General features: G+C 74.7%; 15 protein-coding genes. 14 read left to right on the forward strand and 1 reads right to left on the reverse strand.

The window, feature by feature from the left end:
* Positions 1 to 4 precede the first annotated feature (4 nt).
* The 7 genes from dop (at position 5) to pafA (ending at position 6,163) form a co-directional block, all read left to right on the forward strand.
* Positions 5 to 1,510 carry a depupylase/deamidase Dop gene (gene dop, locus BLT39_RS19940; RefSeq protein ID WP_091068275.1) on the forward strand — a complete coding sequence of 502 codons (1,506 nt, stop codon included), beginning with the start codon at positions 5 to 7 and terminating at the stop codon, positions 1,508 to 1,510.
* Positions 1,507 to 2,073 carry a ribonuclease E inhibitor RraB gene (locus BLT39_RS19945; RefSeq protein WP_091068280.1) on the forward strand — a complete coding sequence of 189 codons (567 nt, stop codon included), beginning with the start codon at positions 1,507 to 1,509 and terminating at the stop codon, positions 2,071 to 2,073. The genes dop and BLT39_RS19945 overlap by 4 nt, the downstream gene beginning before the upstream one ends.
* Before the next feature lie 68 nt (positions 2,074 to 2,141).
* Positions 2,142 to 2,351: a ubiquitin-like protein Pup gene (locus BLT39_RS19950; protein ID WP_091068284.1), complete on the forward strand. Its 210-nt coding sequence runs from the start codon at positions 2,142 to 2,144 to the stop codon at positions 2,349 to 2,351.
* Between the two features lie 182 nt (positions 2,352 to 2,533).
* On the forward strand, positions 2,534 to 3,091 hold the full coding sequence (locus BLT39_RS19955) for an endonuclease VII domain-containing protein (RefSeq protein ID WP_207508211.1): 558 nt from the start codon (positions 2,534 to 2,536) through the stop codon (positions 3,089 to 3,091).
* Complete coding sequence (gene prcB, locus BLT39_RS19960) at positions 3,088 to 3,936, forward strand: proteasome subunit beta (protein ID WP_207508217.1); 849 nt, start codon at positions 3,088 to 3,090, stop codon at positions 3,934 to 3,936. The genes BLT39_RS19955 and prcB overlap by 4 nt, the downstream gene beginning before the upstream one ends.
* Before the next feature lie 3 nt (positions 3,937 to 3,939).
* A complete protein-coding gene (prcA, locus tag BLT39_RS19965) occupies positions 3,940 to 4,794 on the forward strand; it encodes a proteasome subunit alpha (RefSeq protein WP_091068291.1) in 855 nt (284 codons plus the stop codon).
* A gap of 10 nt (positions 4,795 to 4,804) precedes the next feature.
* Entirely contained in the window at positions 4,805 to 6,163 is a 1,359-nt protein-coding gene (gene pafA / locus BLT39_RS19970; protein ID WP_091068294.1) for a Pup--protein ligase, read from the forward strand.
* On the opposite strand, the gene BLT39_RS19975 is transcribed toward pafA, so the two are convergent.
* Positions 6,150 to 7,253, reverse strand: coding sequence for a DUF3866 family protein (locus BLT39_RS19975; RefSeq protein WP_242658572.1), 1,104 nt, complete (start codon positions 7,251 to 7,253; stop codon positions 6,150 to 6,152). The genes pafA and BLT39_RS19975 overlap by 14 nt on opposite strands.
* Before the next feature lie 36 nt (positions 7,254 to 7,289).
* On the opposite strand from BLT39_RS19975, the gene BLT39_RS19980 reads away from it, so the two are divergent.
* The 7 genes from BLT39_RS19980 to BLT39_RS20010 all read left to right on the forward strand — a co-directional run bounded on the left by BLT39_RS19980 (position 7,290) and on the right by BLT39_RS20010 (position 14,570).
* Positions 7,290 to 8,255 carry a helix-turn-helix transcriptional regulator gene (locus BLT39_RS19980; RefSeq protein WP_091068299.1) on the forward strand — a complete coding sequence of 322 codons (966 nt, stop codon included), beginning with the start codon at positions 7,290 to 7,292 and terminating at the stop codon, positions 8,253 to 8,255.
* Entirely contained in the window at positions 8,252 to 9,211 is a 960-nt protein-coding gene (locus tag BLT39_RS19985; RefSeq protein ID WP_091068303.1) for a helix-turn-helix transcriptional regulator, read from the forward strand. Before BLT39_RS19980 ends, BLT39_RS19985 begins: the two co-directional genes overlap by 4 nt.
* A gap of 72 nt (positions 9,212 to 9,283) precedes the next feature.
* Positions 9,284 to 9,487, forward strand: a complete 204-nt coding sequence (locus BLT39_RS19990) for a hypothetical protein (RefSeq protein ID WP_091068306.1) — start codon at positions 9,284 to 9,286, stop codon at positions 9,485 to 9,487.
* Between the two features lie 40 nt (positions 9,488 to 9,527).
* Entirely contained in the window at positions 9,528 to 9,875 is a 348-nt protein-coding gene (tatA, locus tag BLT39_RS19995; protein WP_091068308.1) for a Sec-independent protein translocase subunit TatA, read from the forward strand.
* A gap of 13 nt (positions 9,876 to 9,888) precedes the next feature.
* The gene (gene tatC, locus BLT39_RS20000; RefSeq protein ID WP_242658573.1) at positions 9,889 to 10,812 is read left to right on the forward strand and encodes a twin-arginine translocase subunit TatC; all 924 of its coding nucleotides are present in this window, start codon (positions 9,889 to 9,891) and stop codon (positions 10,810 to 10,812) included.
* Between the two features lie 14 nt (positions 10,813 to 10,826).
* Positions 10,827 to 11,708: a diacylglycerol/lipid kinase family protein gene (locus BLT39_RS20005; protein WP_242658584.1), complete on the forward strand. Its 882-nt coding sequence runs from the start codon at positions 10,827 to 10,829 to the stop codon at positions 11,706 to 11,708.
* Positions 11,709 to 11,726: 18 nt separating this feature from the next.
* Positions 11,727 to 14,570, forward strand: a complete 2,844-nt coding sequence (locus BLT39_RS20010) for a DEAD/DEAH box helicase (RefSeq protein ID WP_091068311.1) — start codon at positions 11,727 to 11,729, stop codon at positions 14,568 to 14,570.
* Positions 14,571 to 14,645 lie beyond the last annotated feature (75 nt).

Consider the following 14,645-nt stretch of genomic DNA (forward strand, 5'->3'; position numbering starts at 1 on the left):
CTCCATGAGCGTGCGGCGGGTCATGGGCACCGAGGTCGAGTACGGCATCTCGGTGCCGGGGCAGCCGGGGGCCAACCCGACGACGCTGTCCAGCCAGGTGGTCAACGCCTGGGCCCCGGCCGACGCGGCGCCGCGTCGTCGGCCCCGCTGGGACTTCGAGGAGGAGAACCCGCTGCGGGACGCGCGCGGGTTCGACCTGTCGCCGGCCCGCGCACTGGACCACGACGACCCCGACGAGGACCCGGGCATGGCCAACGTCGTGCTCACCAACGGCGCCCGGCTCTACGTCGACCACGCGCACCCGGAGTACTCGACGCCCGAGGTGACCAGCCCGCGGGACATCGTGCTGTGGGACAAGGCGGGGGAGCGGGTGATGGCCGAGGCGTCGCTGCGGGCCGCCCGGGTGCCCGGCACCGTGCCGATCCAGCTGTACAAGAACAACACCGACGGCAAGGGCCAGTCCTACGGCGCGCACGAGAACTACCTGATGGACCGGCGCACCCCGTTCCTGGACATCATCAAGGGCCTCATCCCGTTCTTCGTGACCCGGCAGGTGTTCGCCGGGGCCGGCCGGGTCGGCATCGGCACCGACGGCCGCACCCAGGGCTTCCAGCTGTCCCAGCGGGCCGACTTCTTCGAGGTCGAGGTGGGCCTGGAGACCACGCTGAAGCGGCCGATCATCAACACCCGCGACGAGCCGCACGCCAACCCCGACGAGTACCGCCGGCTGCACGTGATCATCGGCGACGCGAACCTGGCCGAGCTCTCCACCTACCTGAAGGTGGGGACGACGGCGCTGGTGCTCGCGATGATCGAGGCGCGGGCGCTGGGCCCGGACCTGTCGATCGAGGAACCGGTCACCGAGCTGCAGTCGGTCAGCCACGACCCGACGCTCACGCACGCCGTCCGGCTCAAGGACGGCCGCCGGATGACCGCGCTGCAGATCCAGCAGGAGTACCTCGCCCGGGCGCGGGCCTTCGTCGAGCGCACCGGCGACACCGACCCGCAGACCCTCGACGTGCTGGCCCGGTGGGGCGAGGTGCTCGAGGACCTGGCGATCGACCCGATGCGGTGCGCCGACCGGCTCGACTGGCCGGCCAAGCTGCGCCTGCTCAACGGGTACCGGCAGCGCGACGGGCTCAGCTGGGGCGATGCCAGGCTGGCCCTGGTCGACCTGCAGTACTCCGACATCCGCCCGGACAAGGGGCTCTACCAGCGGCTCGTCGCCCGCGGCGCCATGCAGCGGCTGGTCACCGAGGACGAGGTCACCGCGGCGATGGCGGCCCCGCCCGAGGACACCCGGGCCTACTTCCGCGGCGAGTGCCTCCGGCGCTACCCCGCCCAGGTGGCGGCGGCGTCCTGGGACTCGGTGGTGTTCGACCTGGGCCGGGAGACCCTGGTGCGGATCCCCACGATGGAGCCGCTGCGGGGTACCCGCGACCACGTCGGCGAGCTGTTCGGCCGGGTGGGCAGCGCCCAGGAGCTGGTCGACACCATCACCGGGGCGTGACCGTGCCTGCAGAGCCTGCCGCGCCCGAGCCCGCCGCGCCCGAGCCCGCCGCGCCCCGGCGTCCGCGCCGTCCCGCGGCCCGGTCGGTGCGGCCCGCGGACATCGCGGCCGTGGTGCGGGTGCTCTCCGCGCTGCAGGTGCACCTGCTGTCCGGCGACCTGCCGCCGCAGCTGACGTCCTCGCTGGGCCGCCACCTGGTCACCGCGGGCCTGCTGGAGGCCGGGGCCACGCCGGCGGACGTCCTGCTCGCCCTCGACGACCTCGCGGCCCGCCTGCGCAGCGGGGGCACCCCGCCGGAGGCCTCAGGGGAGACCCGCCACCTCGTCGGCTTCGCCAGCCGGGAGCAGGCCGACGCGTTCGCCGCCGGGGCCGCCCGCCGCGCCGGTGACGAGGTCGTCGGGCCGGTGCCGGCCGAGGAGGGCCGCTGGGTGGGGGAGGTGGCCTGGCAGGTCACCGTGCGGGTGACCGAGCCGCCCATGTCGCCCGCGTTCGACGCCCGCATCGACGGCCTGCACGCCCTCGCCGACTCCCTGCACGGCCACCTCGGCGGCTGGGAAGCCTGACCGCGGCTGTCGTACCCCCGGGGTAGCTTGCGCAGCAGGGCACCACACACTCGAGTGCGGAGGACACGATGGCCACCAGGGACACCGGCGGGCAGCAGAAGGCCACGCGATCGCGCGAGGAGACCGAGGAGGTCGAGGCCTCGGTCGACGCGGAGGGCACCGAGCGCCGCGAGAAGCTCGGTGAGGACGTCGACGACATCCTCGACGAGATCGACGGCGTGCTCGAGGCCAACGCCGAGGAGTTCGTGAAATCGTACGTACAGAAGGGCGGTCAGTGATCAACTGATCACTGAGCGCGCTGGCCGTGAAGGACTGCCCGGACTGCGGGCGCGGATTGCCTCCGGAGTCGTTCGGCCGGAACAAGACGCAGGCCGATGGCCTGTCGTTCTACTGCCGGGACTGCAACCGTGCCCGCAGCCGCCGCTGGTACCGGGAGTCGCGCCGGAAGCTGGGGCACGAGGTGCGCGACCTCTCCTGGGTGCCCGAGGGCAAGCGCTGGTGCCCCACGTGCCGGTCAGCGGTCGACGAAGCCGACTACAGCCGCAACTCGTCGGCGCCGTCGGGGTTCGGGGCCGAGTGCCGGCCGTGCCGGAGGACGTCGCAGAACGAGGCCTACTTCGTCCGTCGGTACGGGCTCACCCGGGCCGAGGTCCACGCCATGCGGGTCGCGCAGGCCGACCGCTGCGCGATCTGTGGAGATCAGGGCGCCGCGCACCTGGACCACGCGCACAGCACCGGGGCCGTGCGTGCACTGCTGTGCAGTCGCTGCAACATGGGCCTCGGGCTCTTCCTCGACGATCCCGATCGTCTGCGGGCGGCGGTGGCCTACCTGGAGAAGCACGGCGGGGGAGCGGTGCCCCCGGCGACGGGCTGCACCACGCCGCCACGACTAGGGTCGGATCGACGAGACCGACGGGGCACCCGCCCCGGTCGGCGCAGCACCGACCGGCCCGCCCACGGGTCGGCGGCACCACATCGGCCCACCACGAGCGGGCCGGCGGAGGAGGCGCACGGGTGAGCGAGCAGATCGCCGGACGGAGCGGGTTCACCCCCGCCTACCTGGACCGGGTGGGGTCCTCGTTCACCGACTTCCTCGGCGCCACCGCGCCCGACCTGCTCCCCGGGCGGCGCCCGGTGCCTGCGGTGTCCGCGGCCGACCTCGCCCCGCACGGCACCACGATCGTGGCGGCGACGTTCGACGGCGGCGTCCTCATGGGCGGCGACCGCCGGGCCACGATGGGCAACCTGATCTCCAGCCGCGACATCGAGAAGGTCTACGCGGCCGACTCCTGGTCGGTCATCGGCATCGCCGGCGCTGCGGGCATCGCCATCGAGATGGTCCGGCTCTACCAGGTCGAGCTCGAGCACTACGAGAAGATCGAGGGGATGACCCTCTCCCTCGACGGGAAGGCCAACCGGCTCGCCGCGATGATCCGCGGCAACCTCGGCGCCGCCCTGCAGGGCCTGGCCGTCGTCCCGCTGTTCGCCGGGTACGACCTCGACGCCGCCGAGGGCGCCCGCGCGGGGCGCATCTTCAGCTACGACGTCACTGGCGGGAACTACGAGGAGCGCGGCTACGCCAGCGTGGGCTCCGGGTCGCTGTTCGCCCGTGGCTCCCTCAAGAAGACCTGGCGGCCCGGTCTGTCCGCCGAGGCGGCCACCCGCAGCCTTGTCGAGGCCCTCTACGACGCCGCCGACGACGACTCCGCCACCGGTGGCCCGGACGCCGTCCGCCGGCTCTACCCGATCGTCTACCGGGTCGACGCCGAGGGCGCCGTCCGGCTGCCCGACACCGAGGTGGCCGAGGTCGCCGCGGCCATCACCGCCGACCGCTCCGCCGGCGCCGAGAGCCGGGAGGCCTGAGCCATGACCATGCCGTACTACGCCTCCGCCGAGCAGGTCATGCGCGACCGCTCGGAGTACGCCCGCAAGGGCATCTCCCGCGGCCGCTCCGTCGTCGTCCTCACCTACGACGGCGGGGTGCTGCTCATCGCGGAGAACCCCAGCTCCACGCTGCACAAGGTCGGCGAGATCTACGACCGCATCGGGTTCGCCGCCGTCGGCCGGTACTCCGAGTTCGAGAGCCTGCGGGTGGCCGGCGTCCGGCTGGCCGACGTCCGCGGCTACTCCTACAACCGTCGCGACGTCACCGGCCGCGTCGTGGCCAACGCCTACGCCCAGACCCTGGGCTCGATCTTCACCGAGCAGATGAAGCCCTTCGAGGTCGAGCTCTGCGTGGCCGAGGTCGGCGCCACCCCCGAGGCCGACCAGCTGTACCGGCTCACCTTCGACGGCTCCGTCGTCGACGAGCCCGACTTCGTGGTCATGGGCGGGCAGGCCGAGGCGGTCAGCGCGCACCTGCGCGAGCACTTCCGCGCCGGCCTGCCGCTGCGCGAGGCCCTCGAGGTCGGCGTCGCGGGGCTGTCGGCCGCCAGCGCCTCCACCCAGGCCAACGGCGGCGAGCACTCCACCCTGCCGGCCGAGCAGCTCGAGGTCGCCGTGCTGGACCGGGCCCGGCCCAAGCGCACCTTCCGCCGGATCACCGGCGCCGCGCTGCGCACCCTGCTCGGCGCCGACGCCCCCGCCGCCCCCGCGGCGGAGGAGACCCCGGCCCCGACCGTCCCGACGGAGCCCGCACCCGGCACCCCGCCGGGCCTCGGCGACCCGGGCGCGCCGGACACCGCCGGCGGAGTCGACCCCGATCCCGGTACACCGGCCTAGGCTCGGTCCCGTGGACCGCAGGATCTTCGGCATCGAGACCGAGTACGGCGTCACGTGCACCTTCGAGGGCCAGCGCCGGCTCTCACCCGACGAGGTCGCCCGCTACCTGTTCCGCCGGGTGGTGTCGTGGGGCCGCAGCTCGAACGTGTTCCTGCGCAACGGCGCCCGGCTCTACCTGGACGTCGGCAGCCACCCCGAGTACGCCACCGCCGAGTGCGACGACCTGACCGAGCTGGTCGTCCACGACAAGGCGGGGGAGCGGATCCTCGAGGGCCTGCTCGTCGACGCCGAGCAGCGGCTGGCCGACGAGGGCGTCACCGGCGACATCTACCTGTTCAAGAACAACACCGACTCCGCCGGCAACAGCTACGGCTGCCACGAGAACTACCTGGTGGGCCGGCACGGCGAGTTCTCCCGGCTCGCCGACGTGCTCATCCCCTTCCTGGTCACCCGGCAGATCGTGGTGGGCGCCGGCAAGGTGCTGCAGACCCCCCGCGGCGCGGTCTACTGCGTCAGCCAGCGGGCCGAGCACATCTGGGAGGGCGTCTCGTCGGCGACCACCCGCTCGCGGCCGATCATCAACACCCGCGACGAGCCGCACGCCGACGCCGAGCGCTACCGCCGGCTGCACGTCATCGTCGGCGACTCGAACATGAGCGAGACCACCACGCTGCTCAAGGTGGCCGCCACCGACCTGGTCCTGCGCATGATCGAGGACGGCGTCCCGGTGCGGGACATGACGCTGGAGAACCCGATCCGGGCGATCCGCGAGATCAGCCACGACCTCACCGGCCGGCGCAAGGTCCGGTTGTCCAACGGCCGCGAGATGTCGGCGCTGGAGATCCAGACCGAGTACCACGACCGCGCCGCCGAGTACGTCGACCGCGAGGGCCTGGGCCCGGTGCACCGCCAGATGCTCGAGCTGTGGGGCCGCACCCTCAAGGCCGTCGACACCGGCGACCACTCGCTCATCGACCGCGAGGTCGACTGGGCCATCAAGCAGTCGATCATCGAGCGGTACCGCGCCAAGCACGACCTGTCGCTGTCCTCGGCCCGGGTCGCCCAGCTGGACCTCGCCTACCACGACATCCGCCGCGGCCGGGGTCTGTACTACCTGCTCGAGCGGGCCGGCCAGGTCGAGCGCGTCACCCACGACCCGCGGGTCTTCGAGGCCAAGAACGTGCCGCCGCAGACCACCCGGGCGAAGCTGCGCGGGGAGTTCATCCGCAAGGCGCAGGACAAGCGCCGCGACTTCACCGTCGACTGGGTGCACCTCAAGCTGAACGACCAGGCGCAGCGCACCGTGCTGTGCAAGGACCCGTTCAAGTCCGTCGACGAGCGCGTCGAGAAGCTGATCAACTCGATGTGACGAGGTCGGCCGCGTACCGGCCGGCGCAGGCGGCGGCCAGGAAATAGGCGTGGTCGGCGTCCAGCCCGCGGCCCATCGTGGACAGCCCGACGGGCAGTGCGCGCAGCGCGTCGTCCAGACCCTCGACCTCGACCTCCACCACAGGGTTGCGGTCCGGCTGCCCGGCGAGGTCCTCGGCGACCTGCACCTCCAGCTCGTCGGACAGGCCCGAGGCGGGCACCGGCAGCGCCACCCCACCCAGGGCCACCCGGCCGAAGGCGGTCAACGAGTGGTGCGACACCCCGCGGTGCCGCGGCCGGGGATCGGCGTCGGAGATCCGCAGCGCCCCGACCGTCCGCCCGCCCAGCACGTGCGCGGCGTTGCACGCCTCGCCCGCGGCCACGCCGGAGAAGCCCCACGGCGTCCCGGTGCCGAGGTTCCCGGGCCCCTGGGCGACCACCGCGACGTCGGCCCGCAGCACGTGCCGGGCAGCCAGCAGCCCGGTGTGCACGGTGACGGCCTCCAGGTCGCCGCCGAACGCCTGCCCCACGGTGACGACGCCGGCCAGCGACCCGGCCAGCCCGTCCAGCGTCCGGGAGAAGGCGGCCGGGAGCGCACCGCCGTCGGTCATCACGTAGACCACCCGCAGGTCCGCGTCGGTGGCGTGCACACCGGCCAGCACCGCCGGCAGCGCCGAGTGCAGGTCGGCCACCACCACCGGCATGCCCCCGACGTCCTCGGCCTCGGCGATCACCGCGTGGTGCGGCGTGTCCTGCTCGTCCACGCCCTGCACGGTCACCTGCAGCCCGGTGTAGCGGCCCTTCACCAGGTGCCCGGGCCCGGTCGGGTCCGGGGGCAGCCGGTCGGGGACGGCGACCACCAGCGCGTAGCCGCCGGTGCCCAGCCGCTGCGCCCACGCGGTGGTGTTCAGCAGGACGGCGTCGCCCACCTCGGGCGTCCCCACGACCGAGGGGTGCGCCAGGGCCCGCAGCTCGCCGTCCCCGGGCACGTCGACCTGCAGCTCCAGCGAGTCCCGCCAGGTCCGGCCCAGGGCGGTCACCGTCCCGCGCCGCCAGCGGATCCGGGACACGGGGACCTGGGGACTGCTCACCCGGCCCAACCTAGGTCACGCACTAGCCTGGGCACCGTGTCGGCCAAGCGTGCGGAGAGACTGGTCAACCTGGTCTTCGCCCTCCTCGGCACCCGCCAGTACGTGACCGCGGAGCGCATCCGCAGCATCGTCCCCGGCTACGAACCCGCCGACGGCACCGACCGCGCCGACGAGGCGTTCAAGCGCATGTTCGAGCGCGACAAGGCCGACCTGCGCGAGCTCGGCGTCCCCCTGGAGACCGGCCGCACCAGCGTCTTCGACACCGAGGACGGCTACCGGATCGCCCGCTCGGAGTACGAGCTGCCCGAGATCACCCTGACCGGCGACGAGGCCGCCGCCGTCGGGCTGGCCCTGCGGCTGTGGCAGTCCGCGCAGCTGGGCTGGGCCGCGCAGGGCGCCCTGGTCAAGCTGCGGGCCGCCGGCGTCGACGTCGACGGCGCGGGCACCCTGCCCCTGCAGCCGCGGCTGGACGGCGGCGAGCCCGCCTTCGACGCCTGCTACACCGCCGCCCGCGACCGCCGGCTGCTCACCTTCACCTACGCCCGCCCCGACGAGGACACCGGCGTCAAGCGCCGCGTGCAGCCCTGGGGCGTGGTGTCCTGGCACGGCCGCTGGTACCTGGTCGGCCACGACCTCGACCGCGACGCACCCCGGGTGTTCCGGCTGTCCCGGATCAGCGGCACACCGCGGGCCAGCGGCCCGCCCGACGCCTTCACCCCGCCCGCCGACCTCGACCTGGCCGCCGTGGTGGCCCGCCAGGTCGGCCGGCCCGAGCAGGTCGTGGTGCTCACCGCCCGGCCGGGGACGGCGGTCGGGCTGCGCCGCCGGGCCACCGACCTGGGCCCGGACGATGCCGGGGACGACCGGCTGGAGCTGCGCACCACCGAGCCGTGGGCCCTGGCCGACGAGATCGCCGCGCACGGCCCCGACGTCCTGGTGGAGTCCCCGCCCGAGCTCCGGGCCGCGGTGCTCGAGCGGCTGACCCGGCTGGCCGCGTCGTGAGCGCCCCCACCGACCGGATGACCCGGCTGCTGGCCCTGGTGCCCTACCTGGAGGCCCGGCCCGGCGGCGTCCTGATGGCCGACGCCGCGCGCGACTTCGGGGTCGGTGAGGCCCAGCTGCGCCGCGACCTGGAGCTGCTGTGGGTGTGCGGGCTGCCCGGCCACGGCCCCGGCGACCTGGTCGACCTCTCCTTCGAGGGCGACCGGGTGCGGGTCACCGACACCGCCGGGCTGGTGCGGCCGCTGCGGCTGGCCACGGACGAGGCGGTCGCCCTGGTCGTCGCGCTGCGCGCCCTGCTGGAGCTGCCGGGGCTGGCCGAGACCGACGCGGTCAGCCGGGCGCTGCTCAAGGTGTCCGCCGCGGCGGGGGAGCCGGCCGACCTCGCCGGTGCGGTGACCGTCAGCATCGACGCCCGCGAGCAGACCCTCGCCGTCGTCCGGCAGGCGCTGCAGGCCCACCGGGCGCTGCACCTGCACTACTACGTGCCCAGCCGGGACGAGCGCACCGAGCGCACCGTCGACCCCATGCGGCTGCTGCTGGTGGACGGCCACTGGTACCTGGAGGCCTGGTGCCGCCGGGTGGAGGGCACCCGGCTGTTCCGGCTGGACCGCATCGACGACCTCACCGTCCTCGACGAGCCCTCCGCGCCGCCGGAGCAGGCCACGCCGCGCGACCTGGACGACGGCCTCTACCAGCCCGCCGAGGACCAGCCGCGGGTCCGGCTGCGGCTGGACCGCAGCGCCCGGTGGGTGGCCGACTACTTCCCGGTGGAGGACGTCGTCCCCGTCGACGACCCGCCGGGCGGCCTGTCGGTCGCCGTCCGCACCGGCGACCCCGGCTGGGCCCGCCGCCTGGTGGCCTCGCTCGGCGGCGCCGCCCGGGTCGAGGACCCGCTGGGGCTGGCCGACGAGGTGCGCGCCGCGGCCCGTGCCGCGCTGGCCCGGTACAGCGACTGAACCCAGGGTGCACAGTCACCGGACAGCCGCTGAACAGCCGTTGCGTCGGTGGCCCCGGCTATGGTCGGTGGCGTGCTGCTGCTGATCGTGCTGCTCGTGGTCGTCGTGCTCGCCGTGGTCGTGCTGGGCGCGCTGGCGTACGGCCTGGTGGGCGCACTGGGCCGGCTGACCCGCGAGATGGCCGCCCTGCAGCGCGACGTGGCACCGGTCGCCGCGCAGCTGCAGCAGTCGCTCGTGGCCGCCGCGGCCTCCCGCGAGCGCACGCCCGACGCGTAACCTCGACAGCGCGCCGGACCCACCGACCACGGAGAAGACGATGAACCTCGGACCGCTCGAGATCGGCCTGATCATCCTGGCCGTGCTGCTGCTGTTCGGCTACAAGAAGCTGCCCGACGCCTCCCGCTCCCTGGGGCGCTCCATGCGCATCTTCAAGGGCGAGATGAAGGGCATGAAGGACGACGACGTGCGCGGCAAGGAGGAGGCCACCACCGTGCGCGGGCAGCTGGCCCCGCCCGCCGCGGCCAGCCCCACCGCCGGTGCCCCCGACTACGAGGCCGAGGCGCTCGCGGCGGAGGCCCGGGCCGCGGAGGCCCGCGCCGCCGAGGCCCGTGCCCGGGCCGACGCTGCCCGGTCGGGCGTGACCCCGGCCGACGGCACCCGCTGACCCGCACCCGCCCGTGAGCACCGCCGAGGCCGACCGGCCGCGCACCGGGCGGCGCCGCCGTCCGCCGCGCGACGAGGCGGCGACGATGACGCTGATCGCGCACCTCAAGGAGCTGCGCAACCGCATCGCCTTCGCCCTGCTGTTCATCCTCCTCGGCACGGCGGTCGCCTTCTGGTGGTACGACCACGGGCTGGGCCAGTTCATCCGGGCGCCCTACTGCTCGATCCCGGCCGACAACCGCCTGTCGACCGGCATCTCCGGCGACGACTGCACCCTGCTGGTCACCGACGTGTTCGGCGGCGCCCTGATCCGGCTCAAGATCGCCTTCATCGCCGGCGTCGTGCTGTCCGCGCCGTTCTGGCTGTGGCAGATCTGGGCGTTCCTGACCCCCGGTCTGAAGACCAACGAGAAGCGCTACGGCGTCTCCTTCGTCGCCGCGGCCAGCGCGTTGTTCGGTCTGGGCGCGGCGCTGGCCTACATCTCGCTCAAGGCCGGCCTGACGCTGCTGCTGGGCCTGGCCGGCGAGAACGTCACGATCGCCCTCACCGCGCAGGACTACATCGGGTTCGTCATCTCGATCCTGCTGGCCTTCGGGGTCTCCTTCGAGGTCCCCCTGGTCGCGGTCGCACTGAACCTGGTGGGCGTGCTGTCCTACGCGGCGCTGGCCAAGGCCCGCCGGTGGATCTTCTTCCTCACCATCGTGTTCGCCGCGTTCATCACCCCGACGCAGGACCCGTTCACGATGCTGCTGATGGCGCTGCCGATGTGCGTGCTGTTCGAGGTCGCCATCCAGATCGCCCGGGTGGTCGACAAGCGCCGCGCCCGCCGCGACGGCACCGCGTTCTACGCCGGCCTCGACGACGACGAGGCCTCCCCGCTGGACGCCCGGCCCTCCGCGCTGGACACCCGGCCCACCCGCCTGGACGGGGACAGCTGACCCGGGTCGCCCTGCTGGTCGGCCCCTCGGCCGGCCGCGGCCGGGCCCGGGCCGCGGCGACCGCGGTCACCGACCGGCTCACCGCCGCCGGTCTGCAGGTGCAGGTCCTGCCCACCACCGACCGCAGCACCGCCGAGCGGTCCGTCCGCGAGGTCGCCCCGGACGTCGACGCGGTGGTCGCCCTGGGAGGGGACGGCGTCGCGCACGTCGCCGTGCAGGGCCTGGCGGGCGGCGGCACCCCGCTGGCGGTGCTGCCGGCCGGCACCGGCAACGACCTGGCCCTGGCGCTCGGCGTCCCGGCCGACCCGCTGGCCGCCGCCGACGCCGCCGCGGCCGACCTGCTCGCCGGCCGGGGCCGCCGGACGGACCTGGTGCGCAGCAGCTCCGACGGCGGGGAGCGCTGGTGGGCCACGGTGCTGTGCTGCGGCTTCGACTCCGCGGTCAGCGACCGCGTCGACCGGCTGCGCTGGCCCCGGGGGCGGCGCCGCTACGACCTGGCCATCGCCGTCGAGCTGGCCCGGCTGCGGCCCCGGCGGGTGCGGCTGACGCTGGACGGGCGGACGGACGAGCACGACGTCACCCTCGTCGCCGTCGGCAACACCGGCTGGTACGGCGGGGGCCTGCGGATCTGCCCGGACGCCGACCCGGCCGACGGGTGGCTGGACGTCACCGTCGTCGGCCCGGTCAGCCGCCGGGAGCTGGTCCGCACCCGCCCCCGGCTGGCGGCCGGCACGCACACCTCCCACCCGGCCGTGCGGGTGCTGCGTGCCCGCGAGGTGGAGCTGGACGCCGTCGGCCTGAGCACCTGGGCCGATGGCGAGCCGGTCGGGCCGCTGCCGCAGCGGTGCACCGTCGTCCCGGCGGCCCTCACCGTGCTCGGCGCAGGGCGCCGCTGACCCTTCTACGGTGGGGGCATGTCCGCCGAACTGAGCCCGTCCGAGCGGTACGCGGCCTCCCGGCGGCGGGGGCGGTTCCCCCTGCTGTCGGACTTAGTCCTGGGCCTGGGGTTCACCCTCGACCCCTTCCAGCAGGAGGCCTGCGAGGCCCTGGAGGAGGGCTCGGGCGTGCTGGTCTGCGCGCCGACCGGCGCCGGCAAGACCGTGGTCGGCGAGTTCGCGGTGCACAAGGCGCTCGCCGAGGGCCGCAAGGCGTTCTACACGACCCCGATCAAGGCGCTGTCGAACCAGAAGTTCGCCGACCTCGTCGACCGCTACGGCCCCGAGCGGGTCGGCCTGCTCACCGGTGACAACGCGGTCAACGGGGATGCACCGGTGGTGGTGATGACCACCGAGGTGCTGCGCAACATGCTCTACGCCGACTCCCCGGCACTGCGCGGTCTCGGCTACGTGGTCATGGACGAGGTGCACTACCTCGCCGACCGCTTCCGCGGCGCGGTGTGGGAGGAGGTGATCATCCACCTGCCCGACGACGTCGCCCTGGTCTCGCTGTCGGCGACGGTCAGCAACGCCGAGGAGTTCGCCGACTGGCTGGTCACCGTGCGCGGCGACACCCGCGTGGTGGTCAGCGAGGTGCGGCCCATCCCGCTGTGGCAGCACATGCTCGTCGGCGGGCGGGTGTTCGACCTGTTCGCGCTACGGCCCACCGCCCACCTGGCCGGCGTCGCCCAGCTGTCCACCCGCGAGCGCGGCGCCGCCGTCGTCGACCCGGAGCTGGTGCGCTACGTCAAGGAGCAGGAGCGCCGGCTGGACTCCTGGCACGGCGGGGCGAGCCGGCGCAGCAAGGACCGCTACGAGCACCGGCCGCGCTACACCCCGCCCGGCCGGGCCGAGGTCCTGACCCGGCTGGACGCCGCCGGCCTGCTGCCGGCCATCACCTTCGTGTTCAGCCGCAAGGGCTGCGACGCGGCCGTCGAGCAGTGCCTGCGCGCCGGCCTGCGGCTCACCGACGAGGCCGAGCGGGCCGCGATCGCCGAGGTCGTCGACCGGCACACCGGTTCCCTGCACGAGGCCGACCTGCAGGTGCTGGGTTTCTGGGAGTGGCGCGAGGGCCTGCTCGCCGGTCTCGCCGCCCACCACGCAGGTCTGGTGCCGGCGTTCAAGGAGGCCGTCGAGGAGGCCTTCGTCCGCGGCCTGGTCAAGGCCGTGTTCGCCACCGAGACCCTCGCGCTGGGCATCAACATGCCCGCCCGCACGGTCGTGCTGGAGAAGCTGACCAAGTGGAACGGCGAGGCCCACGTCGACGTGACGCCGGGGGAGTACACCCAGCTCACCGGCCGTGCCGGACGCCGGGGCATCGACGTCGAGGGGCACGCCGCGGTGGTGTGGAGCCCCGGCGTCGACCCGGTCGCCGTCGCCGGGCTGGCCAGCACGCGCACCTACCCGCTGCGGTCGTCGTTCCGGCCCAGCTACAACATGGCAGTCAACCTGGTCGGCTCCTACGGCCGGGAGCGTGCCCGCGAGCTGCTCGGGTCCTCCTTCGCCCAGTTCCAGGCCGACCGGTCGGTGGTGAACCTGGCCCGGCAGGCCGCGCGCAGCGAGGAGGAGGCCGCCCGGCTCGAGGCCGCCGTCCCCGCCGACAAGGGGGACGTCGCGGGCTACGCCCGGCTGCGGCAGGAGATCTCCGAGCGGGAGAAGGAGCTCTCCCGCGACACCGCCGCCCGCCGGCGCCACGAGGCGGCCGAGACGCTGATGGCGCTGCGGCCCGGCGACGTGATCCGGGTGCCCTCGGGACGCCGGCAGGGGCTGGCCGTCGTCCTCGACCCCGGCATCACCGAGCTGGCCGACCCCCGGCCGCTGGTGCTCACCGAGGACCGCTGGTCCGGCCGGCTGGGTCCGCTGGACTTCCCGACCCCGGTCGAGGCGCTGGCGCGGATCCGGGTGCCGAAGAACTTCAACCACCGCAGCCCGCACGCCCGCCGCGACCTGGCCTCGACCCTGCGCAACGCCCGGGTGGAGAACGACCTGGGGGCACGGCGCACCCGGCGCGGGGCCCCGGTCGACGACGACCCGGTGCTGGTCGACCTGCGGCACGCGCTGCGCCGGCACCCCGTGCACACGCTGCCCGACCGGGAGGAGCTCGTGCGCAGCGCCTACAGCTGGCTGCGCGCCCGCCGGGACGCCGACCGGGTGCACCGCGAGGTGGCCGAGCGCACCGGCTCCCTGATCCGCCAGTTCGACCGGACCTGCGACGTGCTGGAGGAGCTGGGCTACCTGCTGCCCGACGCGCCGTCGGCGGCCGAGGAGCACAGCCCGGGGCCGCACCCGGCCGCGGAGGCGCCGGTCGTGACGGCGGCCGGGCGGCAGCTCTCGCGGCTGTGGTCCGAGGCCGACCTGCTCACCGCCGAGTGCCTGCGGGCCGGCGTGCTCGACGGCCTGGACGCGCCCGGGCTGGCCGCCTGCGCGTCCGCGCTGGTCTTCGAGGCCCGCCGCGACGGCCCGGGACAGCCCCCGGTGCCCTCCGGCGCGGTGTCGGCGGCGCTGGTCCGGATGCGGCAGGTGCACGCCGAGCTGCACGCGGTGGAGACCGACCACGGCGTGCGGCCCAGCCGCGACCTGGACCTCGGGTTCGCGTGGGCGGCCTACCGCTGGGCCGACGGGCAGTCGCTGGACCGGGTGCTGGCGGGGGCGGAGCAGGCGGGCACCGAGCTGTCCGGCGGTGACTTCGTGCGCTGGGCGCGGCAACTGGTCGACCTGCTGGACCAGATCGCCAAGGTCAGCGAGGGCGCGCTGGCCCGCACCGCGCGGCAGGCCGTCGAGCGGACCCGGCGGGGCGTGGTGGCCGTGGCGGTCAGCGGCTGACCCGACGCGCCGAGTGGGGCGGGGACCCCGCGTGGGGGAGAATCGGCGCGGCCCGTGGCCGGTGACCTGCGAGGG

This window comes from Klenkia brasiliensis, from assembly GCF_900100695.1.
Lineage (GTDB): Bacteria > Actinomycetota > Actinomycetes > Mycobacteriales > Geodermatophilaceae > Klenkia > Klenkia brasiliensis.

What these genes read in the sequence shown, in the direction of transcription:
- dop (WP_091068275.1), top strand. Translation starts at nt 5, where the DNA reads ATGAGCGTGCGGCGGGTCATGGGCACCGAGGTCGAGTACGGCATCTCG.
- BLT39_RS19950 (WP_091068284.1), top strand. Translation starts at nt 2,142, where the DNA reads ATGGCCACCAGGGACACCGGCGGGCAGCAGAAGGCCACGCGATCGCGC.
- prcA (WP_091068291.1), top strand. Translation starts at nt 3,940, where the DNA reads ATGACCATGCCGTACTACGCCTCCGCCGAGCAGGTCATGCGCGACCGC.
- tatA (WP_091068308.1), top strand. Translation starts at nt 9,528, where the DNA reads ATGAACCTCGGACCGCTCGAGATCGGCCTGATCATCCTGGCCGTGCTG.
- BLT39_RS20010 (WP_091068311.1), top strand. Translation starts at nt 11,727, where the DNA reads ATGTCCGCCGAACTGAGCCCGTCCGAGCGGTACGCGGCCTCCCGGCGG.